This is a genomic window from Leifsonia naganoensis, assembly GCF_013410615.1.
In the GTDB taxonomy this organism is placed as follows: Bacteria; Actinomycetota; Actinomycetes; order Actinomycetales; family Microbacteriaceae; genus Leifsonia; species Leifsonia aquatica.
Genome location: NZ_JACCHJ010000001.1, coordinates 3,320,739 through 3,344,431, shown reverse-complemented (window position 1 = coordinate 3,344,431; position 23,693 = coordinate 3,320,739). Strand labels below are relative to the sequence as shown.

The 23,693-nt window shown below is 70.3% G+C and carries 17 protein-coding genes and 2 riboswitches; of the genes, 9 read left to right on the top strand and 8 right to left on the bottom strand.

Annotation, left to right across the window (positions count from 1 at the left end):
- Positions 1 to 66 precede the first annotated feature (66 nt).
- Together efeO and efeB are read left to right on the top strand one after the other, a co-directional pair.
- Positions 67 to 1,248, top strand: a complete 1,182-nt coding sequence (gene efeO / locus HNR14_RS16110; RefSeq protein WP_021762466.1) for an iron uptake system protein EfeO — start codon at positions 67 to 69, stop codon at positions 1,246 to 1,248.
- 7 nt (positions 1,249 to 1,255) lie between these two features.
- Positions 1,256 to 2,566 carry an iron uptake transporter deferrochelatase/peroxidase subunit gene (efeB, locus tag HNR14_RS16105; RefSeq protein WP_179701843.1) on the top strand — a complete coding sequence of 437 codons (1,311 nt, stop codon included), beginning with the start codon at positions 1,256 to 1,258 and terminating at the stop codon, positions 2,564 to 2,566.
- A 234-nt stretch (positions 2,567 to 2,800) separates the two neighbouring features.
- On the opposite strand, the gene typA is transcribed toward efeB, so the two are convergent.
- A complete protein-coding gene (gene typA, locus HNR14_RS16100) occupies positions 2,801 to 4,717 on the bottom strand; it encodes a translational GTPase TypA (RefSeq protein ID WP_179701842.1) in 1,917 nt (638 codons plus the stop codon).
- A 128-nt stretch (positions 4,718 to 4,845) separates the two neighbouring features.
- Positions 4,846 to 6,702 (bottom strand): ABC transporter ATP-binding protein, encoded by a 1,857-nt coding sequence (locus HNR14_RS16095; protein ID WP_179701841.1) that lies wholly within the window; start codon positions 6,700 to 6,702, stop codon positions 4,846 to 4,848.
- Positions 6,703 to 6,770: 68 nt separating this feature from the next.
- Here HNR14_RS16095 and HNR14_RS16090 point away from each other — a divergent pair, with 68 nt between their 5' ends.
- Positions 6,771 to 7,397, top strand: coding sequence for a PH domain-containing protein (locus HNR14_RS16090; RefSeq protein WP_179701840.1), 627 nt, complete (start codon positions 6,771 to 6,773; stop codon positions 7,395 to 7,397).
- 32 nt (positions 7,398 to 7,429) lie between these two features.
- Here HNR14_RS16090 and HNR14_RS16085 read toward each other — a convergent pair whose 3' ends face one another.
- From HNR14_RS16085 to HNR14_RS16075, 3 genes are all read right to left on the bottom strand, one after another.
- Complete coding sequence (locus HNR14_RS16085; RefSeq protein WP_179701839.1) at positions 7,430 to 8,443, bottom strand: ABC transporter permease; 1,014 nt, start codon at positions 8,441 to 8,443, stop codon at positions 7,430 to 7,432.
- A complete protein-coding gene (locus tag HNR14_RS16080; protein ID WP_179701838.1) occupies positions 8,444 to 9,976 on the bottom strand; it encodes an ABC transporter permease in 1,533 nt (510 codons plus the stop codon).
- 190 nt (positions 9,977 to 10,166) lie between these two features.
- Positions 10,167 to 11,957 (bottom strand): ABC transporter family substrate-binding protein, encoded by a 1,791-nt coding sequence (locus HNR14_RS16075; protein ID WP_179701837.1) that lies wholly within the window; start codon positions 11,955 to 11,957, stop codon positions 10,167 to 10,169.
- A 281-nt stretch (positions 11,958 to 12,238) separates the two neighbouring features.
- On the opposite strand from HNR14_RS16075, the gene HNR14_RS16070 reads away from it, so the two are divergent.
- Positions 12,239 to 13,033, top strand: coding sequence for a CPBP family intramembrane glutamic endopeptidase (locus tag HNR14_RS16070; protein ID WP_179701836.1), 795 nt, complete (start codon positions 12,239 to 12,241; stop codon positions 13,031 to 13,033).
- Between the two features lie 91 nt (positions 13,034 to 13,124).
- Here the strand turns inward: HNR14_RS16070 and gcvP are convergent, their stop codons facing one another.
- Genes gcvP through gcvT form a run of 3 tightly spaced genes read right to left on the bottom strand, consistent with a single transcriptional unit; the run spans position 13,125 to position 17,596 of the window.
- Positions 13,125 to 16,040, bottom strand: coding sequence for an aminomethyl-transferring glycine dehydrogenase (gene gcvP, locus HNR14_RS16065; RefSeq protein WP_179701835.1), 2,916 nt, complete (start codon positions 16,038 to 16,040; stop codon positions 13,125 to 13,127).
- A gap of 15 nt (positions 16,041 to 16,055) precedes the next feature.
- Positions 16,056 to 16,427, bottom strand: coding sequence for a glycine cleavage system protein GcvH (gene gcvH, locus HNR14_RS16060; protein WP_179701834.1), 372 nt, complete (start codon positions 16,425 to 16,427; stop codon positions 16,056 to 16,058).
- Positions 16,428 to 16,429: 2 nt separating this feature from the next.
- Positions 16,430 to 17,596, bottom strand: a complete 1,167-nt coding sequence (gcvT, locus tag HNR14_RS16055; protein ID WP_179701833.1) for a glycine cleavage system aminomethyltransferase GcvT — start codon at positions 17,594 to 17,596, stop codon at positions 16,430 to 16,432.
- Between the two features lie 64 nt (positions 17,597 to 17,660).
- Positions 17,661 to 17,769: riboswitch (glycine riboswitch) on the bottom strand.
- A 1-nt stretch (position 17,770) separates the two neighbouring features.
- A riboswitch (glycine riboswitch) is annotated at positions 17,771 to 17,863 on the bottom strand.
- A 139-nt stretch (positions 17,864 to 18,002) separates the two neighbouring features.
- On the opposite strand from gcvT, the gene HNR14_RS16050 reads away from it, so the two are divergent.
- From HNR14_RS16050 to HNR14_RS16030, 5 genes are read left to right on the top strand one after another with little or no spacing between them, the layout of a single operon-like run.
- Positions 18,003 to 18,728: an NUDIX hydrolase gene (locus HNR14_RS16050; RefSeq protein ID WP_021765033.1), complete on the top strand. Its 726-nt coding sequence runs from the start codon at positions 18,003 to 18,005 to the stop codon at positions 18,726 to 18,728.
- 5 nt (positions 18,729 to 18,733) lie between these two features.
- Positions 18,734 to 20,023 carry a quinolinate synthase NadA gene (gene nadA / locus HNR14_RS16045; protein ID WP_401098970.1) on the top strand — a complete coding sequence of 430 codons (1,290 nt, stop codon included), beginning with the start codon at positions 18,734 to 18,736 and terminating at the stop codon, positions 20,021 to 20,023.
- A 1-nt stretch (position 20,024) separates the two neighbouring features.
- Positions 20,025 to 21,587 (top strand): L-aspartate oxidase, encoded by a 1,563-nt coding sequence (nadB, locus tag HNR14_RS16040; RefSeq protein WP_179701831.1) that lies wholly within the window; start codon positions 20,025 to 20,027, stop codon positions 21,585 to 21,587.
- A complete protein-coding gene (gene nadC, locus HNR14_RS16035; protein ID WP_179701830.1) occupies positions 21,581 to 22,441 on the top strand; it encodes a carboxylating nicotinate-nucleotide diphosphorylase in 861 nt (286 codons plus the stop codon). The genes nadB and nadC overlap by 7 nt, the downstream gene beginning before the upstream one ends.
- Entirely contained in the window at positions 22,438 to 23,589 is a 1,152-nt protein-coding gene (locus HNR14_RS16030) for a cysteine desulfurase family protein (RefSeq protein WP_179701829.1), read from the top strand. Before nadC ends, HNR14_RS16030 begins: the two co-directional genes overlap by 4 nt.
- The last annotated feature ends 104 nt before the right edge of the window (positions 23,590 to 23,693 follow it).

Sequence of the window (23,693 nt, the reverse complement as noted above, 5' to 3'; positions counted from 1 at the left end):
GCACCGCAGCACCGCACCTCCCCAGCACCTCCCTCCCCGCACCCCGAGAGAAAGCACAGCACTCCCATGGCTCGATACCGTCCGCTCGGCGTCATCGCCGGCAGCATCGCCGGCGCCGCCGCCCTCGCCGCCGCTCTGACGGGCTGCGTCCCGAACAAGGCCACCGCCGAGGCCGAGGCCGTCTCGGTGACCCTGAACGACGACAGCTGCACCGTCTCGACCGCCACAGCGCCCTCGGGCCCCGTGACCTTCCAGGTGACCAACAAGGGCTCCGACGTCAACGAGTTCGAGGTGCTCGCCCAGGACAAGCTCCGGATCGCCGGCGAGAAGGAGAACATCGGCCCCGGCACGACCGTCAACTACGTCGTGCAGCTCGCCGAGGGCGACTACTTCACCGCCTGCAAGAAGGGGATGGTCGGCAGCCCGACCTCCGTCACCGCCTTCACGGTGACCAAGGGCGCCGCGGACACGAAGTCCGCGAGCGAGAGCAAGCAGGTCGCACAGGCCGTCACCAACTACACGAGCTACGTGAAGGACCAGGCCGGCCAGCTCCTCACCGCCACGAAGGCGTTCGCCGCCTCGTACGAGAGCGGCGACGACGCGGCCGCGCAGGCGCAGTACCCCGCCGCGCGCATGTTCTACGAGCGCATCGAGCCGACCGCCGAGCAGTTCGGCGACATCGACCCGGCCATCGACCTCCGCGAGGCCGACCTCGAGCAGGGCCAGGACTGGACCGGCTGGCACCGCATCGAGAAGGACCTCTGGGCCCCGGCCGGCTTCACCCCGTCCGACGCCGCCGGACGCAAGGTGCTCGGCGACCAGCTCGTCGCCGACACCCAGAAGCTCTACGACCTGGTGTACGCCAAGGACTTCAGCCTCACCCTCGACCAGATCTCCAACGGCGCCAGCGGCCTGATGGAGGAGGTCTCGCGCAGCAAGATCACCGGCGAGGAGGAGACCTTCTCGCACACAGACCTGTGGGACTTCAAAGCGAACGTGGAGGGCGCGGAGGTCGCGTACGGAACCGTCCGTGACATCCTGATGGAGAAGGGCAGCACCGGCACGAGCACTGCGAAGAAGCTCGATGCGGAGTTCGCCGCGATCGACAAGCTGCTGGCCCAGTACACCGCGGGCGACGGCTACGTCAGCTACACCCAGCTCACCACCGAGCAGGTGAAGGAGCTCTCCGACGAGGTCAACGCCCTCAGCGAGCCGCTCAGCCAGCTGACGTCGATCCTCGTCAAGTAGGAGGCGCGTGAGCGACGAGACACCCACCGAGCGCCCGGAGTCCGCGGAGGACTCCGGGCGCTCCGGCCTGTCCCGGCGGGGCCTGCTCGGCCTCGCCGGCCTCGGAGTCGGCGCCGGGGTGGTCGGATTCGGCGCCGGGATCGCCGTCGACCGCGCCGTCTCGGGCGCACAGGCGGCGGCCGCCGTGCATCCCTTCTACGGCGAGCACCAGTCCGGCATCACCACGGCCGTCCAGGACCGCCTCCACTTCGCCGCCTTCGACGTGAACCCGGGACTCGACCGGGACGGCCTGATCGACCTGCTGCGCGACTGGACCGTCGCGGCCGCGCGGATGACCCAGGGCAAGCCCGCCGGCAAGTACGGCCCCGCCTCCGGCCCGGCCGACCAGCCGCCGGACGACACCGGCGAGGCGCTCGACCTGCCCCCGGGCGGACTCACCCTCACCTTCGGCTTCGGCCCGACGCTCTTCACCACCGCGGACGGGCAGGACCGGTTCGGGATCGCGTCGAAGCGCCCCGCGGCCCTCGTCGACATCCCGCACTTCCCCGGCGACGCGCTGCTGGACGCGATCAGCGGAGGCGACCTCTGCATCCAGGCGTGCAGCGACGACCCGCAGATCGCCGTCCACGCGATCCGCAACCTGTCGCGCATCGCCTTCGGCCGCGCCTCCATCCGCTGGTCGCAGCTCGGGTTCGGCCGCACCTCCTCCACCTCCCGCAGCCAGGTCACCTCCCGCAACCTGTTCGGCTTCAAGGACGGCACCGCGAACATCAAGTCGGAGGACCAGACCGTCGTCGAGGACCAGGTGTGGGCGTCCGGCTCGGACGGCGCCTCGTGGATGGCCGGCGGGTCGTACCTCGTCGCGCGCAAGATCCGCATGGTCATCGAGACCTGGGACCGGCAGCAGCTCGGCGAGCAGGAGCGCATCATAGGCCGCGACAAGGGCGAGGGGGCTCCGCTCTCCGGCGGTACGGAGTTCAGCGATCCGAACTTCCTGGCACTCGCCCCCGACGGCGGCACGAAGATCGACCCGGACTCGCACGTGCGGCTCGCCCACCCGACCATGAACGACGGCGCGCAGCTGCTGCGCCGCGGCTACAACTTCGTGGACGGCAACGACGACCTCGGGCGGCTCAACGCCGGGCTGTTCTTCATCGCGTTCCAGCGGGATCCCCGCAAGCAGTTCATCCCCATCCAGTCGCGGCTGGCGCGCAGCGACCTGATGAACGAGTACCTGAAGCACGTCGGCTCCGGCATCTTCGCCGTCCCGCCGGGCGCGAAAGAGGGCTCGTATGTGGGGGCCGGGCTCTTCGCGTAGCGCTCGCCCGCGACGGCCGCGTGGCCAACGGAGGAGATTGCGGCCCGAACCAGGCCGAACTCCTCCGTTCCCTGCGCTCCGGGCGGTTTCTCGCCTCCATCCCCTCCGTTACCGACGCGCGGCAGCCAGGCAGGCAACGGAGGAGTTCCGGAACGACTCGCCGGGCCGTTAACGGAAACGGAGGAGATCCCGGCCGCGTGGGCCGGGATCTCCTCCGTTACGGTGCGGTGAGGCTCAGGCGTCCTGGCGCTTGAGGCGGGCGGCGGCGCGGCCGCGAGCGGTGGCGTCGAGCTCGACCTTGCGGATGCGCACGGCCTCCGGGGTCACCTCCACGCACTCGTCCTCGCGGGCGAACTCCAGGCACTCCTCGAGCGTCAGCTGGCGCGACGGCGTCATCGACTCGAAGTTGTCGGCCGTCGACTGACGCATGTTGGTCAGCTTCTTCTCCTTGGTGATGTTCACGTCCATGTCGTCGGCGCGCGAGTTCTCGCCGATGACCATGCCCTCGTAGACCTCCTCGGTGGGGTTCACGAAGAACGTCATGCGCTCCTGGAGGGCGATGATGGCGAACGGGGTAACGACGCCGGCGCGGTCGGCCACGATGGAGCCGTTGCTGCGGGTGACGATCTGGCCGGCCCACTCGTCGTAGCCCTGCGAGATCGCGTTCGCGATGCCGGTGCCGCGCGTGGTGGTCAGGAACTCGGTGCGGAAGCCGATGAGGCCGCGCGACGGGACGATGAACTCCATGCGGACCCAGCCGGTGCCGTGGTTCGCCATGTTCTCCATGCGGCCCTTGCGGGCGGCGAGCAGCTGGGTGATCGCGCCGAGGTACTCCTCGGGGGCGTCGATCGTGAGGTGCTCGTACGGCTCCTGCAGCTTGCCGTCGACGCGCTTGGTGACCACCTGCGGCTTGCCGACGGTGAGCTCGTAGCCCTCGCGGCGCATCTGCTCGACGAGGATGGCGAGCGCGAGCTCGCCGCGTCCCTGCACCTCCCACGCGTCGGGGCGGCCGATGTCGAGCACGCGGAGCGACACGTTACCGATCAGCTCGCGGTCGAGGCGGTCCTTCACCATGCGGGCGGTGAGCTTGTGGCCCTTGATCTTGCCGACCAGCGGCGACGTGTTCGTGCCGATGGTCATGGAGATCGCGGGCTCGTCGACGTGGATGGCCGGCAGGGGGCGGATGTCGTCGGGGTCGGCGAGGGTGTCGCCGATCATGATGTCGGCGAAGCCGGCGACGGCGACGATGTCACCCGGGCCTGCGCTCTCGGCCGGGTAGCGGTCGAGCGCCTTCGTGATCATCAGCTCGGTGACGCGCACGTTGTGCACGTCGCCGTCGTGACGGACCCACGCGACGGTCTGGCCCTTCTTCAGGGTGCCGTTGAAGATGCGGAGCAGCGCGAGGCGGCCGAGGAACGGCGACGCGTCGAGGTTGGTGACGTGGGCCTGCAGCGGCGCGTCGGGGTCGTAGCTCGGAGCAGGGATGTGCTCGAGGATCGCCTCGAACAGCGGCTCGAGGTCGTCGTTATCGGGCAGCTCGCCGTTGGCGGGCTGGTTGCGGCTCGCGGCGCCGGCGCGGCCCGAGGCGTACACCACGGGCACGTCGAGGATGGCGTCGAGGTCGAGGTCGGGGACGTCGTCGGCGAGGTCGCTCGCGAGGCCGAGGAGCAGGTCCTGGCTCTCGCTCACGACCTCCTCGATGCGGGCGTCGTTGCGGTCGGTCTTGTTGACCGCGAGGATGACGGGGAGCTTGGCCTCGAGCGCCTTGCGCAGCACGAAGCGGGTCTGCGGCAGCGGGCCCTCGCTCGAGTCGACGAGCAGGACGACGCCGTCGACCATGGACAGGCCGCGCTCGACCTCGCCGCCGAAGTCGGCGTGGCCCGGGGTGTCGATCACGTTGATGGTGATCGGACCGTTCGCGGCGTGCTTGCCCTTGTACGAGATCGCCGTGTTCTTGGCGAGGATCGTGATGCCCTTCTCACGCTCCAGCTCGTTGGAGTCCATCGCACGCTCTTCGACGTGCTCGTGGTCACCGAACGAGTTCGTCTGGCGCAGCATGGCATCGACCAGCGTGGTCTTGCCGTGGTCGACGTGGGCCACGATCGCGACGTTGCGCAGATCGTCGCGGTGGGCGACGGCGTTCTCGGACATGCGTGAAGGCTCGACTCTCGTCAGGTGGTTTTCGGGGAACGGTCCATTCTATCCCCATCGGACAGCACAGAACGCCGCCTCCGCGCTCAGGCGGGGCGGCGTTCGGTGACGATCCGGTGGACGGGAGGTTACAGACCCTGCGCGACCGGCGGCTCCGGCTCCTTCGGCAGGCCCTCGTTGACCGGTACGGTCTCGTCGGAGCCGGCGGCGAGGAGCTCGAGGCGCAGGGCGCGGCGGGCGCGCTGCTGCTCCGGGTCCGGGAGGGGCACCGCAGCGAGGAGGCGCTGCGTGTACGCCTCCTTCGGGTAGCGGAGGATCTCGTCGCGCGTGCCGACCTCGACCAGGCTGCCGTGGTGCATCACGGCGATGCGGTCGGCGAGCACGTCGATGACGGCGAGGTCGTGGGTGATGAACAGGCAGGCGAAGTTCATCTCCTTCTGGAGCTGCTGCATGAGCTCCAGGACGCGGGCCTGCACCGACACGTCGAGCGCGCTGGTGGGCTCGTCGGCGATCAGCACCTGCGGCTTCAGCGACAGCGCGCGGGCGATGCCGACGCGCTGCTTCTGGCCGCCCGACAGCTCGTGCGGGAACCGGCTGCGGTAGGCGCGCGGCAGTTCGACGCTGTCGAGGAGGCGGTCGACCTCCTTGGCGAGGTCGGCACCCTTCAGGCCCTTGGCCAGGCGCAGCGGCTCGCCGATCGAGTCGGCGATCTGCAGGCGCGGGTTCAGCGACGACGACGGGTCCTGGAAGACGATGCCGACGTTGCGGTGCAGCTTGCGGATCTCGTCGCGCTTCGCCGTGCTGATGTCCTGCCCGGCGACGACCAGCTTGCCCGAGTGGATGGGCAGCAGGCCGATCGCCGCACGGCCGAGCGTGGTCTTGCCGGAGCCAGACTCGCCCACCAGGCCGACGACCTCGCCCTCGTGGATGGTCAGGTCGATGTCGGTCGCGGCGCGGAACGCCGGCACGCGGCCGTGCTTCGGGTACTCGATCGAGACCTTCTCGAAGTCGACGACCACCGTGCGCTTGTCCATCTCGGACTTCTCGTGCTCGGCGGCGGCGATGCGCTCGTTGACGCGGATGCGCTCGGCGAATGCGGCGTCGGGGTTCTCGGTCCCGGCGGCGAGAGCGGCGGTCGTGTCGATCTCCTCGTCGTCGCGCTGCCCGAGGTGCGGCACGGCATCGAGGAGGGCGATCGTGTACGGGTGCTGCGGAGCGGCGAAGACGCCCTCCACGGTGCCCGCCTCGACGATGTCGCCCTTGCGCATCACGACGATGTTGTCGGCCAGGTCGGCGACGACGCCCATGTCGTGAGTGATCAGCAGGATGGCGCTGTCGAGACGGTCACGGAGGCTGCGCAGCAGCTCCAGGATCTCGGCCTGCACCGTGACGTCGAGGGCCGTGGTCGGCTCGTCGGCGATGAGGAGCTTCGGGTCGCACGAGATCGACTGGGCGATCATCGCGCGCTGACGCTGTCCGCCGGAGAGCTGGTGCGGGTACGAGTGGAAGGCCTTGACGGGGTCCGGCAGCTCGACCATGTCGAGCAGCTCGAGCGCGCGCTCCTTCGCCTCGTGCGGCGACATGCCGTAGTGGATGCGCAGCGTCTCCACGATCTGGAAGCCGACCGTGTACACGGGGTTGAGCGCGGTCATCGGCTCCTGGAAGATCACGGCGACCTGGTTGCCGCGCACCCGCCTCATCTGCGGCTGGGAGAGGCCGGTGAGCTCGCGGCCCTCCAGCTTGATCGAGCCGCGGATGCGCGAGTTCTTCGGCAGGAGGTCGAGGATCGCCATCGAGCTCGCGCTCTTGCCGGAGCCGGACTCGCCCACGATCGCGAGCACCTCGCCCGCCTTGATCGAGTAGTTGAGCTTCTTGGCCGCAGGGACCCACACGCCGTCGACGCCGAAGTCGACGGAGAGGTCGGTGACCTCCAGGACGGGGGCGTCGGTCACGACGCCGGCCTGACCGGTGGTGGTGTCGGTCATGATTCGAGGTTCCTTTCGGGGGCGGTCGGCGTCGGGATGCCTTGTGGGCGGGATGAGAGCATGGATCCATGCCCTACGTCCCCTCCCCCGACCGCGAGGTTTTCGTCTCCCGGTTCAACCGGGTCCTTGCCGTCCTGATCTGGGCGGCTGCCGCCGTCCTGACCGTCGGACTGCTGCTGAGCGTCCACGACGCGCGACTGCTCTACATCGTGCCGGGCGCGCTGTTCGCGCTGATCGGCTGGGCGATGCTGTGGCGTCCGCTCTTCGTCGTCGACCGCGAGGGGCTGACCGTCGTCAACGTGACGCGCACCGTCCGCATCCCGTGGGAGGCGCTCATCCACGTCGACACGAAGTACGCGCTCACCCTGTACACGCCCGGGAAGAAGATCCCCGTGTGGTCCGCGCCGGCTCCCGGCACGAGCAGGACGTTGCGCGCCACCCGTGAGGAGACCAGAGGTCGCGTCGGCAAGCCCAGCGTCGAGGCGAGCGTCCGCCGCCCCGGCGATCTGCTGTCGACCGAGTCCGGCGCCGCCGCCGAGGTCGTGCGCCGCCGCTGGGCGGAGCAGCAGGCCTCGGGCGCGATCGAACCCGGCCGCGCCGACGAGACGCCCGTGACGAGCCGCTGGCACGTCGCGACGCTGGTCGGCGTCGTGCTGCTGGCGGCCGGCGCGGTCGCCGCCCTGCTCCTGGCCTGAGAAGGCCGGGAGCACGGCGGCGAAGCTGGTGGTCACAGCACGTCCTCCGCGAGGGCGGCGCCCGTCTTCGACTGGCCGTCGCCGCCTTCGCCCGGCTCCGGCTCCTCCTCGCGCATCTTGCGGAGGTTGAACCGGCGGTGGCGCGGGTCGAAGGCGTCGCGCAGGCCGTCGCCGACGAAGTTGACCAGCAGGGCCAGCGTCACGATGAACGCACCGGGCCACCAGAACAGCCACGGCCGGGTCTGGAACGCCGACTGGTTCGAGCTGATCAGCAGGCCGAGCGACACGTCGGGCGCCTTGATGCCGTAGCCGAGGAACGACAGCGCCGTCTCGAGCAGGATGGCGGAGGCCATGATCAGCGTCGACGAGACGATGACCACGCCGATGGCGTTCGGCAGGATGTGCTTGAAGATGATCCGCATGTCCGACGCGCCGGCCACACGGGCGGCCTCGACGAACTCGCGTTCGCGCAGCGAGAGGAACTCGCCGCGGACCAGTCGGGCGATGCCCATCCAGGAGAAGAAGCCGAGCATCAGCGCGAGGAAGAACGCGCCGAGACCGCCGAAGGCGTGACCGACGACCGAGCCGATGACCAGCGCCGGGATCACGATGAACACATCGGTGATGCGCATCAGGATCGCGTCGACGATGCCGCGGAAGTATCCGGCGATCGCGCCGACCACGACGCCCACGACGCTCGCGATGAGGCCGAGCACGACCATCACGAGCACGGAGTTCTGCACGCCGCGCATGGTGAGCGCGAAGTAGTCCTTGCCGATGCGGTCCTGACCGAACGGGTGCTCCGCCGAGGGGTTGCCCTGGGAGACCTGTTCGTTCAGCTCGGTGTAGGTGTACTTCCACCAGCCATGGATCGGGCCGATGCCGATCGCGGAGATCGAGAAGATCACGATCAGGATGAACAGGATGGCGCTGCCGACGGCGACCTTGTTGGACAGGAACCGCTTCCAGATCAGCTTGCCCTGGCTGACGGGCGGGCTGCTCGGAGCCTCGAGCTCGTCGGCGATGCGGGATTCAGGAGCAGACATTTATCGGACCCTCACTCTCGGGTCGAGTGCGGCGTATGCGAGGTCCGCGAGGAAGTTGAACAGGATGGCCATGGCTGCGATCACCAGGAAGTACGCCATCACGGGGTTGAGGTCTCCACGACTCAGGCCCGCCGCGAAGATCGAGCCCATTCCGGGGATCGCGAAGACCTTCTCGGTGATGATCGCACCACCGAGGAGCGCGCCCACATCGAAGGCCACGAGGGTGGTGATCGGGATGAGCATGTTGCGGAAGGCGTGACGCACGATGACCGTGCGCTCCGGCAGTCCCTTGGCGCGCGCGGTGCGGATGAAGTCCTGGTTGAGGACCTCGAGCATGCCGGCCCGCGAGTAGCGGGTGTACGACGCGAACGAGATCAGCAGCAGGGCGATCGTCGGGAGCAGCAGGTGCGTGAACGTGTCGAGACCCGACTCCCACATGTCACCGCTGAGGCCCGGGGTCGACGAGCCGACCGTCGCGATCGGACGCCCGTTGGTGTCCTGGAAGTACTGCGGCCACGCCTGCATGAAGCGGTCGACGAGGATCAGGAACCCGGACACGATGGTGACGATCACGGCGATGCGGATGTTCTGGCCGCGGTCGTAGCCGCCCACGAACCAGCCGATCGCGACGCTCACGATGATGGCGACCACCGCGAGGATGAAGATCGTCGCCGGCGTGGAGACCGAGAACAGCCCCTGGAGTGCGAAGTAGCAGACGAGCGAGATCGCACCGGCGATGGACGCCGAGACCAGCGCGCGACGGCTCTGCAAGCCCGAGATCAGTGCGGTCGTGCCGACCACGACCGCGGCGACCAGCAGGATCATCACCACGGGCCCGAGGCCCGGCGCGAGGAACCAGTTGAACGCCGACATCAGCAGAAGCACGCCTGCCGTTGCGACGCCGGAGATCACGAACGTCAGCAGCCTCCTGCGCCGGTCACCGCCGATGAGCGACTGCCAGATGAACCCGGCGACGATGCCGATGATCACCGCCACCCACCACGGGATCACCGGATGCACGAGGAAGTTGTTGAAGCCGATCGCGACGAACTCCTTGAGGAGCACGGCGACGAGGAAGGCCGGGAGGGAGTACAGGAAGAAGCTGAGGAACGTGACGACGTTGTCGAGTCCGCTGTACTGCCGAAGGGCCGTGACGATACCGATCGTCACGCCGAGGAGGATCGCCAGGATGAGAGCGACGGTCACGAGCTGGATCGTCGAACCGAGTGCCTGCGGCAGGATGTCGACGACCTTCGCGTTCGAGATCGTGGCACCGAGGTCGCACTGGTTGGCGAACGGGATGAGGCACTTCGCGGCCCCGCCCAGCCAGAGCAGCCAGCGCAGCGGCGGGACGACGTCGAGCTGCAGGAGCTGGACACGCGCCGCGATGAGCTGGGTCTTGTTGGGGGAATTGCTGCTTCGGAGGTCCTGGAGCGGGTCGACACTGTATGCCACCAGCATGTACATCAGGAACGAGGCGGCGATGATGATGAGCACCGAGACCAATAGTCGTCTCAGGATGAAACTCGCCATAGGTTGAGAACCTTTACTGACAGGACGCGCCCGACGGGGTGGCGGCGGGCCCAGCTCGCCTAAGCGCGTTTACGAAGGGGGGACGGATCGCGTCCACCGACTACATGATACGGGGCGCCGACCCGGAAGCCGACGCCCCGCCGCAGGAGAGTGCCCGGGGTTCACCCGGGCACTCTCTCTGCCAATGGTGTTACTTCGAGGAGGACTTGACCGACCACTCCCAGAAGTTCCAGAACGGACCGGTCTGGTTGCCCATGAACTTCACGCCGTCGACGCGAGCGTTGACGCCGAAGACGCCGGGCAGCTGGAACAGGGGCAGGCCGTAGCCGTCCTTGAACGTCGCCGTGTCGATCTTCAGCTCGAGCTTGGTGAGCTCGTCCTTGTCCAGGGTGGTCTGGGTCTGGACGGCCACGTCGTTCATCGCGTTGTAACGGTTGTAGTTACCGCCGCCACCGGTGGTGAACAGCTGCGGGATCTGCGACGTGCCTGCACCCGGGCTGATCCAGCCGAAGAGCGAAGCATCGTAGTCGCCGCCCGGGAGGAGCGTGCTCCAGTCCGGCGAGCCGGCGTCGACGATCTTGAATCCGGCCTTCGCGGCGGACGCCTGGATGGCCTGGAACTCGTCGACACGGTTCGGGTTGTTCGTGTTGTACAGGATGCGGACCGTCGGGGTCGCGCCGGCGAGCAGCGCCTTGGCGCCGTCGATGTCGACCTTGTCGTACGCGCTGGAGCCGTTGTTCTTCTCAGCGTCCGCGTACTGCGACTGGTTCGGCAGCCAGATCTGCGAGTTGAGGACCTTGGCCTTCGGGTTCACCGGGGTCACGATCGAGTCGAGGATCTGCTGACGCGGGATCGTCTTGAGGAACGCCTCACGGACCTTCGGGTCGGAGAACGTCGGCGAGCCGAAGTTCAGGTCGAGGTGGTCGTACGACGCCTGGTCGCCGGTCAGCACCTTCGCGCTGGTGTTCTTCAGCGCGGTGAGGGTGTCGGCCGAGGCCTGCGGGTTGATGATGTCGACCTCACCGTTCTGGAGAGCGGTGACCTGGGCGTTCGCGTCCGGGATGATGCGGAAGACGATCTTGTCGACGTTGCCCTTGTTGTCGCCCCAGTAGTACTTGTTCTTGGTCATCGTGATCGACTGACCGGGGGTCCAGCTGGAGACGACGAACGGACCGGACGAGACCAGGAGGTCCTTGTCGGTCGGGAACGCGGTGATGTCGTAGCCGGTGTTCACGAAGTCCGCGGCCTTCTTCAGCGTCGCGTCGGGCGCGGCCGGGCTGGCCGGGTCGCCCTTCGGCAGGCCCTTGAGGAGCTTCGTCAGGTCGGCGGCCGACGAGAGGCCCGCCTTCTTGGCCACGATGTGCGCGGGCTGCGCGATCGGGTTGAAGAGCTCCCAGTCCACGAAGGGCTTCGCGTACTTGAGGGTGATCGACCGGTTGTCGTCGCCCACGGTCGGGTACGACGTCTGGTCGATGCCGGCGGTGCCGGCGGCGGGGGTGAAGTACTGGGTCCCGGCCGTGACCTCGCCGCTGTTGGGGTCGAGCGTCGCCGAGTCGTAGTAACCGGACTGCATGGCCCAGCCGAGGACCATGTCATCGGCGGTCACCGGCTCGCCGTCGGACCACTTGGCGTCCTTGGGGAGGGTGTACTTGACCGTGAGCGGGTCGTCCGAGGTCTTCTCGAACGTGCCGTACGAGTTGTCGTGGACGATCTTGTAGTTGTCGTCGATGTACTGGAAACCGGATCCGTACGAGCCGTCGAGGTAGCCGACCTGGCCGTTGGTGTCCAGGTTGCCCTGGGGGGTCTGCGAGTTGAGCGAGGTCAAGTCGTTCACGACAGCGACCGTCACGGTGCCGCCCTTGGCAGCGGACGAGCCGCCCGTGCTGCCGGACGTGGTGCAGGCGGAGAGGGCGAGCGCAGCGACGCCGGCGATGGCGACCGCGCTGACCGCGAACCTGACCTTTCTTCCCTTGGTGTGCAATGTTCCTCCTGTGCGAAGTGTGCGCGGCACAGGCATGCGAGAGTGCCCGGTCCGCGCTCGATAAGAATGACCCTAGGTAGCGCACGCCGCCAATGCAAAATGAGGCCCGGAAACGTTACACAGTGGTAACTCAGTCGGCGGATTGTTGCGCACTATGCTCGAAAACGCCCGGAATGCGTCGTCCTGCGCAGCATTTCAAGCGCTTCCACTGGATTCGAGGTCGTTCAGACGCTCCCAGACACCCGTACACCCCCACGGCCGGCGACTGGCAGGATGCACATATGAGCAGTGAACCGACCTGGGCCGGCGAGGTGCCCGTCGAGCGCACCGGACGGGCCCGGCTGTGGTGGGAGATCGCGATCGTCCTGGGACTCTCCCTGGGCCAGTCGGCGATCTACTCGATCGTCGACATCATCGACAAGAGCACGCGCTCGCAGGCGCTCGCCGATCAGGTCGCGCAGGTCAACCCGTCGCAGTCGAGCCGCGAACTCTTCGACTTCCTCTACCAGGTGCTCGGCAACGTGTTCCCGCTCTTCGCAGTGGCGCTGGCGATCTTCCTGCTCTGGCAGCCGACGCGCAGCGGCTTCCGGCGGATCGGCCTCGACGCGACCCGCCCGTGGGGCGATCTGGGGCGCGGGGGCCTGCTGTTCCTGGTGATCGGCATCCCGGGCATCCTGTTCTTCGCCCTCACCCGGCTGCTCGGGATCACCGTGACGGTGGAGGCCTCGTCGCTCACCACGCACTGGTGGACGGTTCCGGTGCTGATCCTCGCGGCGCTGCGGGCGGGCCTCCAGGAGGAGGTCATCGTCGTCGGCTACCTCTTCACGCGCCTGAGGCAACTCGGCTGGGGCCGCTGGTCGATCATCCTCGGGGCCGCGGTGCTGCGGGGCAGCTACCACCTGTACCAGGGCTTCGGGCCCTTCATCGGCAACGCGATCATGGGCGTGGTGTTCGGCTGGTGCTACACGCGCTGGGGCCGCACGATGCCCCTCGTGGTCGCGCACGTCGTCATCGACATCGTGTCGTTCGTCGGGTATCCCCTCGCCGTCGCCTGGTGGCCGTCCATCTTCGCGTGAGACCGCGAGTGCGGCCCCCTGGTATGACTGCGGCGCGTCGAGCGACGGCGGATGTACCGGGAGACCGCACTCGGTCAACGGCGAGCAGAGCTCAGGAGAAGGCCTCCGGCGGCGGGCAGGCGCAGAACAGGTTGCGGTCGCCGTAGGCCTGGTCGATCCGGCGCACCGGCGGCCAGTACTTGCCGCGGACCAGCCCGGGCACCGGGTAGACCGCCTGCTCGCGCGTGTACGGGTGGCTCCAGTCGGCGGCGACGACGGACTCGGCCGTGTGCGGCGCACCCCGCAGCGGGTTGTCGTCGACGGGCCAGGCGCCGGCGGCGACCGCGTCGGCCTCCGCCTTGATCGCTATCATCGCGGTGACGAACCGGTCGAGCTCGGCGAGGTCCTCGCTCTCCGTCGGCTCCACCATCAGGGTGCCGGCGACGGGGAACGACATCGTCGGCGCGTGGAAGCCGTAGTCGACGAGGCGCTTGGCCACGTCGTCCACGGTGACGCCCGTGCGCTCGGTGAGCGGGCGCAGGTCGAGGATGCACTCGTGCGCGACGAGGCCCGCGTCGCCCGAGTAGAGCACCGGGAAGTGCTCGCGCAGGCGGGCGGCGACGTAGTTGGCGGCGAGCACGGCGGCGCCGGTGGCGTCGCGCAGGCCCTCCGCGCCCATCATCCGCACGTAGGCCCAGCTGATCGGGAGGATGCTCGGGCTGCCGTACGGGGCCGCCGAGACCGGGCCGCCGCCGTGCTCGACGCGTCCCCCGGTCGCGAGCACGTGGGTGTCGTCCTGAGCGAGCGGGTGACCGGGGAGGAACGGCGCGAGGTGCGCCTTGGCCGCGACCGGGCCGACGCCCGGACCCCCGCCGCCGTGCGGGATGCAGAAGGTCTTGTGGAGGTTCAGGTGGCTGACGTCGCCGCCGAAGTCGCCGAACCGGGCGTAGCCGAGCAGCGCGTTGAGGTTGGCGCCGTCGACGTAGACCTGTCCCCCGGCGTCGTGCACCGCGCTCGTGATCGCGACGACCTCGTGCTCGTAGACACCGTGCGTCGACGGGTAGGTGATCATGAGCGCGGCGAGCGTCTCGGCGTGCTCCGCGATCTTGGCCCGCAGGTCGTCGAGGTCGACGTTGCCGAGGTCGTCCGTCGCAACGACGACGACGCGCATGCCGGCGAGCACGGCCGAGGCCGCGTTGGTGCCGTGGGCGCTCTGCGGGATGAGGCAGACGGTGCGCTGATCGTCGCCGCGCGAGCGGTGGTAGCCGCGGATCGCCAGCAGTCCGGCGAGCTCGCCCTGGCTGCCCGCGTTCGGCTGCAGCGAGACGGTGTCGTACCCCGTGACGTCGGCGAGCCACGCCTCCAGCTGGTCGATGAGCGCCAGCGAGCCCTGCACGTCCGCCGCGGGGGCGAACGGGTGGAGGGCGGCGAACTCGGGCCAGGTGACGGCCTCCATCTCGGTGGCGGCGTTGAGCTTCATCGTGCACGAGCCGAGCGGGATCATGCCGCGGTCGAGCGCGTAGTCGCGGTCCTGCAGCTGACGCAGGTAGCGCATCATCGCCGTCTCGGAATGATGGGTGTTGAACACCGGGTGCGTGAGGTACGCGGAGGTGCGGGCGAGGGCTGCCTCGAAGGACGCCTCGGCGGGGAGGCCGAGCTCGGGCGCGCCGTCGACGGTCCCGCCGAGCACCTCGACCAGGTCGGCGAGCGGGAAGTCGCCGTCGCGGAGGTCGGCGGCGACCTCCTCGTCCACGCTGAGCGAGACGAGCCCCGCGTCGGTGGCGTGCAGCAGCAGCCCGTGCGCGTGGGCGCGCTCGACGACGCCCGCGGCGTCGTCGACGGCGACCTGGAGGGTGTCGAAGTAGGAGTTCGAGACGACGTCCACCCCGGACGCGCGCAGGAGGTCCGCGACCGCGGCGGTGGTCAGGTGCACCTGGCGGCCGATCGCGCGCAGTCCCTGCGGGCCGTGGTAAACGGCGTACATGGCCGCCATGACGGCCAGCAGCACCTGCGCGGTGCAGATGTTGGACGTGGCCTTCTCGCGGCGGATGTGCTGCTCGCGCGTCTGCAGGGTCAGGCGGTAGGCCGGCTTGCCCACGGCGTCCTGGGAGACGCCGACGAGCCGGCCGGGCAGCTGGCGCTCCAGGCCGGAGCGCACGGCCATGTAGCCGGCGTGCGGACCGCCGAAGCCCATCGGGACGCCGAAGCGCTGGCTGGTGCCGACGGCGACGTCGGCGCCCAGCTCACCGGGCGACCGCAGCTGGGTCAGCGCGAGCAGGTCGGCGGCGGCCACGACGACCGCTCCCCCGGCCTTCGCGGCCGCGATGACGCCGGACGGGTCCCACACGCGGCCGGAGGCGCCCGGGTACTGCACGAACATGCCGAAGGCGTCGGCCAGCTCCGGGGCGTCGGCCGGGGTCGCGGCTAGGTCGCGCACGACCAGCTCGATGCCGACCGCCTCCGCACGGTTGCGGAGCAGCGCGAGGGTCTGCGGGAAGGTGTCCGCATCCACGACGAACCGCGACGACGCGGCTTTGGAGGCGCGGCGCGCCAGCAGCATCCCCTCGACGACGGCCGTGCCCTCGTCGAGCATCGACGCGTTGGCGGTGTCGAGCCCGGTCAGGTCGGCGACCATCGTCTGGAAGTTGATCAGAGCCTCCAGGCGGCCCTGCGAGATCTCCGGCTGGTAGGGCGTGTACGCCGTGTACCAGCCCGGGTTCTCGAGGACGTTGCGCTTGATCACGGCCGGCGTGAGCGTGCCGTAGTAGCCGAGGCCGATCAGCGAGCGGTTGACCGTGTTGCGGGACGCGATCGCGCGCAGCTCGCGGAGCGCGGCCCGCTCGCTCGCGGGCGCCGGCAGCGCCGGACGGTACGCCGGGTCGACACGGATGCCCGCGGGCACGGCCGCCGCGACGACCTCCTCGACGGACGCGTACGCGCGGGAGTGGGCGTCCCCGACGGCGGACAGCATGGTGCGCTGCGCGTCGTCGTCGGTGCCGATGTGACGCGCCTGGAAGAGTTCAGTCATGTGCGGGGGTTCGCCTCACTCGCCCGTGAGGGCGGTGTACTCGTCGTAGCTGAGCAGGGTGGGGAGCTCGGTGAAGGAGACCTTCACGAGCCATCCTTCGCCGAACGGGTCGCTGTTGACCAGCTCGGGGGCGTCGACGACGGCGTCGTTCACCGCGGCGACCGTGCCGTCGACCGGTGCGAACAGCTCGCCGACCGACTTGGTGGACTCGATCTCGCCGACCACGCGGCCCGCGGCCACCGTGCTGCCGAGGGCGGGCAGCTCGACGAACACGACGTCGCCCAGCTTCTCGGCCGCGTAGGCGGTGATGCCCACGGTCGCGACGTCGCCCTCGACGAGCAGCCACTCGTGCTCGGCGGTGTACTTGAGGTCCTGCTCTGCGGCCATGGTCAGTGCTTCTTTCTGCTGTAGAAGGGGAGGGCGGTGACGGTGAACGGGAGGCGGCTGCCGCGCACGTCGACGTGCAGCTCGGTCCCGGGGCGGGCGAGGCGCGGGTCGACGTACGCCATCGCGATGGGCACGCCGACGGTCGGCGAGAGCGCACCGGAGGTGACGACGCCGACCACTTCGTCCGCGCCGTCGGCGGCGGGGACCACGACGGGGTAGCCGGCCCGCGCGGCGCGCTTGCCCTCCCCCATCAACCCGACGAGCACGCGCGCCTCGGGATGCGGGCCGTCCTCGCTGGCGGCGCGGCCGACGAAGTCCGTGTCCTTGGCGAGGTTGACGACGCGGCCGAGGCCGGCGGAGGCGGGCTTCGTGTCGAGGCCGAGCTCGTGTCCGTACAGCGGCATCCCGGCCTCCAGGCGCAGGGTGTCGCGGCTGGCGAGGCCGGCCGGGACGAGTCCCTGCTCGGCTCCGGCCTCCAGCAGGGCGTCCCAGAGGGTGGCGGCCTCGTCGGGGGCGAGGTAGAGCTCGAAGCCGTCCTCGCCGGTGTAGCCGGTGCGCGCGATGAGCACCTGGTGGCCCTCGAACTCGGCGGGGATGCTCCAGTAGTACTTCAGCGCGGCGAGGCGCTCGCCGACGTCGCCGTCCTCGACGCTGAAGCCCGGGGTGGCGAGGAGGATGGAGAGGCTTGCGGGGCCCTGCACGGCGATGAGCGCGATGTCGTCGCTCTCGTCGTAGACCTCGACGTCGAACGGGGAGGTGCGGTCGCGGAGCTCCTCGGCGACCACCTCGCGGTTGCCCGCGTTGGCGACGACCATGTAGCGGTCGTCGCCCGTGCGGTAGACGACCAGGTCGTCGACGATCCCGCCGGCCCGGGAGAGCAGGAGGGAGTATTTCGCCTGGTCGATGGCGAGGCTCGAGAGCTTGCCGGCGAGCGCGTAGTCGAGGGCGACCCCGGCCTCCGGTCCGATGAGGACGATCTCGCCCATGTGCGAGAGGTCGAAGAGCCCGGCGGCGGTGCGCACGGCGTGGTGCTCGGCCAGATCGCTGGAGTAGCGCACCGGCATCTGCCAGCCGGCGAAGTCGGTGAACGAGGCGCCGGCGGCGGCGTGCGCATCGTGAAGGGGAGAGAGGCGTCCGCTCTGCTGCGGGGCGCCGTCCTGCGAGGTCATGAGTTCTCCGATCGCCGGCCGTCGGCCGGGGGCTGTCGGAGCGGTCGCCCACTCCGGGAAGAACTCCCCCTCTGTCATCCGGCCTGAGAGCTTCACCGGCGCCGCCCGTCGCAGGCGTCGCCGATTTTCACCTTGGGCGAGGACGGCGGTCGCCGTCCTGCTTTTCAGAGTGGCCAGTCCGATGCGGTACGCGTACCTGAGAGATTGTCGGGGAGGATTGCTCCTTCGGTGTCGCACGCACGCGCGCGACTCTCCCGCATCGACCTCGTCGGCCCTGTGTTCAGTTGATCGAGGTCAGCATACCCGGTCGCCCCCGACTTGGCGTTCTGGTCGTCATGACACTAAGATGGACGCAGGTTAGAGTCACGATGACTTTTAGGGCACCACCCACCAGCCGGGAGCGGCCATGACGACGGAGCACACGAGAGCGAGCGCGATCCTCGCCGTCTCGACGGTGATCTTCGCCCTGCGCAAGGACGACGAGACCGGCGGCCTGCCGCAGGTCTGGCTCCCTCTCGTCCGCCGCATCCGCGAGCCGTTCGAGGGCCGCTGGGCTCTGCCGGGCGGCCCGCTGCGTGGAGAAGAGGACCTCGCCTACGCCGCCGCCCGCACGCTCAACGACACCACGGGACTGACCCCGCGCTACCTGGAGCAGCTGTACGCGTTCGGCGACACCTCCCGCTCCCCCGCCGGCGACCGCGTCGTCTCCATCGTCTACTGGGCGCTGGTCCGGTCCGACGAGGCCGAGCGCGCCAGCGTGGGCGAGAACGTCCGCTGGTTCCCCGCCGACGACCTCCCGCCGCTCGCCTTCGACCACCAGCTGATCGTCGAGTACGCGCTCTGGCGCCTCCACACCAAGATGGAGTACTCGCGCATCGCCCATGCCTTCCTCGGCGAGCGCTTCACCCTCGCCCAGCTGCGGGAGGTGCACGAGGCCGTGCTCGGCCGCGCCCTCGACCCCGCCAACTTCCGCCGCACCATCGAGGCCTCCGGGGCCGTGGTCGCGACGGACGAGTACCTCACCGGCACGCCCCACCGGCCGCCGCGCCTGTACCGGTACAACGACTCGATCGACCTCGCCGACGCGGGCCCCCTGCCGCGCCAGCAGCACCCATTCGGAGGAGAGAAATGACCACGATCGCCTCGGTCGACACGACCATCCAGCTCATCGCCAGCGGAGAGCTGGACGGCGCGACCTGCACCCCCGACCTCGTGGAGGCGCCGTGGAACTTCGACGCCGCGCCGCCCTCGTACGGTCCCGGCGCCTCCATGGCCGACCCCATCCCGGCGTTCACACCGCGCCAGGGCGAGCTGCCCGAGGAGTACCGCACGGCGAGCGCCGACGAGCTGCACACGCGCATCCTCGACGCCAAGGCCGCGCTCGGCGACCGCGTCGCCGTGATGGGCCACTTCTACCAGCGCGACGAGGTCGTGCAGTTCGCGGACTTCGTGGGCGACTCGTTCCAGCTCGCCAACGCCGCCAAGGCGCGCCCGGAGGCCGAGGCAATCGTCTTCTGCGGCGTGCACTTCATGGCCGAGACGGCGGACATCGTGTCGCGGCCCGACCAGCGCGTCATCCTCCCGAACCTCGCCGCCGGCTGCTCGATGGCCGACATGGCCGACCTCGACTCGGTGCAGGAGTGCTGGGAGCAGCTCGAGGAGCTGTACGGCACCGAGCCGGACGCCGCGGGGCGCGCCCCCGTCATCCCGGTGACGTACATGAACTCGTCGGCGGCGCTCAAGGCGTTCTGCGGCGAGCACGGCGGCATCGTCTGCACCTCGTCCAACGCGGCCACCGTGCTGGAGTGGGCGTTCGAGCGCGGCCAGCGCGTCCTCTTCTTCCCGGACCAGCACCTCGGCCGCAACACAGCCAAGGCGATGGGCGTGCCGCTGGAGCAGATGCCGCTCTGGAACCCGCGCAAGGCCTGGGGCGGGACGGACGAGCAGACGCTGCAGGACGCCCGCGTCATCCTCTGGCACGGCTTCTGCTCGGTGCACAAGCGGTTCACGGTCGGCCAGATCGAGAATGCGCGCGCCGAGTTCCCCGGTGTGCGCGTGATCGTGCACCCCGAGTGCCCGATGGACGTGGTCGACGCCGCGGACGAGTACGGCTCGACGGACTACATCGTGAAGGCCATCCAGGCGGCGCCCGCCGGCTCGACCTTCGCGATCGGCACGGAGATCAACCTCGTCCAGCGGCTCGCCGCGCAGTTCCCGCAGCACACGATCTTCTGCCTCGACTCGGTCGTGTGCCCGTGCTCGACGATGTACCGCATCCACCCCGGCTACCTGGCTTGGGTGCTGGAGGGTCTGGTGCGCGGCGAGGTCTACAACCAGGTGAGCGTGCCGGCCGAGGTCGCCGAGCCCGCACGGGTGGCCCTCGAGCGCATGCTCGCCGCCCGGCCGGACACCACGATGGCGGCCTGACATGGCACGCGTGGTCGTCGTCGGCAGCGGGATCGCCGGGCTGGTCGCCGCGCTCGGCGCATCCCGCGACCACGACGTCGTGCTGGTCACCAAGGGCGAGCTCTCCGAGAGCAACACCCGGTACGCGCAGGGCGGGATCGCCGCAGCCCTCTTCGCCGACGACAGCACGGCGGCGCACGTGGACGACACACTGCGTGCGGGCGCCGGGCTGAACGTTCGGGAGGCCGTCGAAGCGCTGTGCGGCGACGCCCCGCAGCGCATCCGGGAGCTGATCGCCCTCGGCGTCGCGTTCGACCGCGACGGCGACGCGCTCGCGCGCGGCCTGGAGGCGGCGCATTCGAGCCCGCGCGTGCTGCACGCCGGCGGGGATGCGACCGGGGCGGAGATCGAGCGGGCGCTCGTGGCCACCGTCCGGGACTCCGCCGTCGAGATCGTGGAGCACGCGTTCCTGCGGGAGGTCGTCGTGCGCGACGGCACGGCGGCCGGCGTGCTCGTCCGGACGGATTCCGGTGGGGAGCGGGAGATCGCGGCCGACGCCGTCATCCTCGCGACGGGCGGCTTCGGGCAGCTCTACGCCTACACGACGAATCCCGCCGTCGCGACCGGGGACGGGGTCGCCGCGGCCTGGCGGGCGGGAGCGGCCGTGGCCGATCTGGAGTTCGTCCAGTTCCATCCCACCGCCCTCGCGATCCCGGGATCGTTCCTGGTGTCGGAGGCCGTGCGCGGCGAGGGCGCCGTGCTGCGCAACGCGCGCGGAGAACGGTTCATGGTCGACGTGCATCCCGACGCCGAGCTGGCGCCGCGCGACGTGGTCGCCCGGGGAATCGCGATCGAGATGGCCGCGCAGGGAGGCACGCCGGTCGTGCTCGACGCGACGGCGCTCGGCGCCGACTTCCTCGCCCGGCGGTTCCCGACGATCGACGCCGCCTGCCGCGCCGCCGGGATCGACTGGTCCCGCGAACCCGTGCCGGTCACGCCGGCCGCCCACTACGTGATGGGCGGCGTCGCGACCGACACCAGCGGGCGCACGACCCTCCCCGGACTCTTCGCCGTGGGCGAGGTGGCGTGCACCGGCGCGCACGGCGCGAACCGGCTCGCCTCCAACTCGCTGCTCGAAGGGCTCGTCTTCGCGCACCGCGCGGTGCAGGCGATCGGCGAGTCCTGGGAGGCTGCGCCCGCCTGGCTGGTGGAGGCGGCGCTGTCCGGCCGAGCGGCCGCCGCCGATGTCGACCCGGCCGACGAGGCCCGCGAGCCCGTCGCGCCGACGCTGCCTTACGACCGCGACGCCCTCCGCGCGCTGATGTGGGCCGCCGCCGGCGTCCACCGCGACCGAGCGGGGCTCACGGCCGCCGCCGCCCAGCTCGCTTCCACTGCCGACCCAGGTCCGGGCGAGGATCGCGACCTCCTCCAGGTCGGCCGCCTCGTGGTCGCCGCCGCTCTCGCCCGCGAGGAGTCGCGCGGCGCCCACTTCCGGTCCGACTTCCCCCTCACCTCCGCCGCACCTGCACGCCACACCGTGCTCGCGCCGGCCGCCGACCTCCAGAAAGCCGCCCTCGCATGCTGACCCGCCAGATCATCGAGACCGTCGTCCGAGCCGCGCTCGTGGAGGACGCTCCCTGGGGCGACCTGACGAGCCAGCTCCTCATTCCGGAATCGGCATATGCCACCGCGCGCCTGGTCGCGCGGGAGCCCGGCACCTTCGCGGGCGGTGAGGTCTTCGCCGCGGCGATGACCCTGACCGACCCGGCGATCGACGTGGTGCTCGAGCGTGCCGACGGCGAGCAGTTCGCCGCGGGCGACACGCTCGCGACCGTCAGCGGCCCGGCCCGCTCGGTGCTGCAGGGCGAGCGGGTGGCCCTGAACTTCACGCAGCGGATGAGCGGGATCGCCACCCTCACGGCCGCGTTCGTCCGGGAGGTCGAGGGCACCTCGGCGCGCGTCGTCGACACCCGCAAGACGACGCCGGGCCTCCGCGCGTTCGAGCGCCATGCGGTCCGGGCCGGTGGCGGGCACAACCACCGCTACTCGCTCTCGGACGCGGTCATGGCCAAGGACAACCACCTCGCCGTACTCACCGCGCAGTCCGGGCTGAGTGTCACCGACGCCCTGATCGCCGTGCGCGCGCAGCTCTCGCACACGACGCACCTGGAGGTGGAGGTGGACCGGATCGACCAGATCGAGCCGGTGCTCGCCGCGGGCGTGGACACGATGATGCTCGACAACTTCACGCTGGACGAGCTGCGGGAGGGCGTCGCGCTGATCGCCGGGCGCGCGACCGTCGAGGCCAGCGGCAACGTGAGCCTCGCCACGGTCCGCGCCATCGCCGAGACCGGCGTCGACGTCATCTCCTCCGGCGCCCTGACGCACAGCGTACGGTCGGTCGACCTCGGCCTGGACGTGGTGGTCGAGACGCCATGACCGGCGGCCTGTACCTCGACGCGGCGGCGACCTCCGCGGTCCGCCGCGAAGTGCTGGAGGCGATGTGGCCGTACCTGACCGGCGACTTCGGCAACCCGTCGAGCCATCACGCGGTCGGTGAATCCGCGGCGCGCGCCCTGGCCGACGCCCGCGCGACCGTCGCCGCGTGGCTCGGCTGTCGCGCCTCGGAGGTCGTCTTCACATCGGGCGGCACCGAGGCCGACAACCTCGCGATCAAGGGCATCGCGCTCGCCTCTCCGCGCGGCCGGCACATCGTGACGACCCCCATCGAGCACGAGGCCGTGCTGGAGTCCGTCGATCATCTCGTCCGCCTGCACGGCTTCGAGACGACGTTCGTCCCGGTGGGCCGCGACGGGCTGGTCGACCCCGCTGCATTCGCGGCCGCACTGCGCCCGGACACGACACTCGCCAGCGTGATGCTCGCGAACAACGAGGTGGGCACCGTCCAGCCGATCGCCGCACTGGCGGCGCTGGCGCACGAGCACCGCATCCCGTTCCACACCGACGCGGTGCAGGCGGCGGGCTGGCTGCCGCTCGACGTGCGCGAGCTCGGCGTCGACGCGCTGAGCGTCTCCGGCCACAAGATCGGCGCTCCCAAGGGCATCGGCGCGCTCTTCGTGCGCGGACGCATCCCGCTGGAACCCGTGCTGCACGGCGGCGGTCAGGAGCGGGGCCGGCGTTCCGGCACGGAGAACGTGGCCGGTGCTGTCGCCCTGGCGACCGCCGCACGGCTCGCGACGGCGGGACGGGAGGCGAACGCGGCAGCCGCCGCCGAGGCGCGGGACGGCTTCGTCGCCGCCGTGCTCGCGGTCGCTCCGGGAGCGCAGCTCACCGGGCATCCGGCGCGGCGGCTCCCCGGCACCGCCTCCTTCGTCTTCCCCGGCACCAACGGGGAGGCCGTGCTCCTCGAGCTCGAGCGCCACGGCATCGTCTCGTCGAGCGGTTCGGCGTGCGCCGCCGGGAGCGAGGACGCCTCGCACGTGCTGCTCGCGCTCGGCTACCCCGAGGACCTCGCCCGCACGGCGGTCCGCTTCTCCTGGGGCCCGGAGGTCGGCGCGGCGGAGCTCGCCTCCGTCGCCCCCGCGGTCGGCGAGGCCGTGCGGACGGTGCAGTCGCTGGGCCGCTGATCGGCACCCGTTCTATTCCCGGTTTCGCGGTCAGTGAACGAGGCCATCGTTTACCCGCACGAAACCCCCGGTGTCGCCCGTCGTCGGTACTGTTGACCGGTGAC

Coding starts and splice junctions, on each gene's coding strand:
- HNR14_RS16095 (WP_179701841.1), bottom strand. CDS start 6,702: ATGACCGACACCACCACCGGTCAGGCCGGCGTCGTGACCGACGCCCCC.
- gcvP (WP_179701835.1), bottom strand. CDS start 16,040: ATGACTGAACTCTTCCAGGCGCGTCACATCGGCACCGACGACGACGCG.
- HNR14_RS16050 (WP_021765033.1), top strand. CDS start 18,003: ATGACGACGGAGCACACGAGAGCGAGCGCGATCCTCGCCGTCTCGACG.
- HNR14_RS16030 (WP_179701829.1), top strand. CDS start 22,438: ATGACCGGCGGCCTGTACCTCGACGCGGCGGCGACCTCCGCGGTCCGC.
- gcvT (WP_179701833.1), bottom strand. CDS start 17,596: ATGACCTCGCAGGACGGCGCCCCGCAGCAGAGCGGACGCCTCTCTCCC.
- nadB (WP_179701831.1), top strand. CDS start 20,025: ATGGCACGCGTGGTCGTCGTCGGCAGCGGGATCGCCGGGCTGGTCGCC.
- HNR14_RS16070 (WP_179701836.1), top strand. CDS start 12,239: ATGAGCAGTGAACCGACCTGGGCCGGCGAGGTGCCCGTCGAGCGCACC.
- HNR14_RS16080 (WP_179701838.1), bottom strand. CDS start 9,976: ATGGCGAGTTTCATCCTGAGACGACTATTGGTCTCGGTGCTCATCATC.
- gcvH (WP_179701834.1), bottom strand. CDS start 16,427: ATGGCCGCAGAGCAGGACCTCAAGTACACCGCCGAGCACGAGTGGCTG.
- typA (WP_179701842.1), bottom strand. CDS start 4,717: ATGTCCGAGAACGCCGTCGCCCACCGCGACGATCTGCGCAACGTCGCG.
- nadC (WP_179701830.1), top strand. CDS start 21,581: ATGCTGACCCGCCAGATCATCGAGACCGTCGTCCGAGCCGCGCTCGTG.
- HNR14_RS16085 (WP_179701839.1), bottom strand. CDS start 8,443: ATGTCTGCTCCTGAATCCCGCATCGCCGACGAGCTCGAGGCTCCGAGC.
- HNR14_RS16090 (WP_179701840.1), top strand. CDS start 6,771: ATGCCCTACGTCCCCTCCCCCGACCGCGAGGTTTTCGTCTCCCGGTTC.
- efeO (WP_021762466.1), top strand. CDS start 67: ATGGCTCGATACCGTCCGCTCGGCGTCATCGCCGGCAGCATCGCCGGC.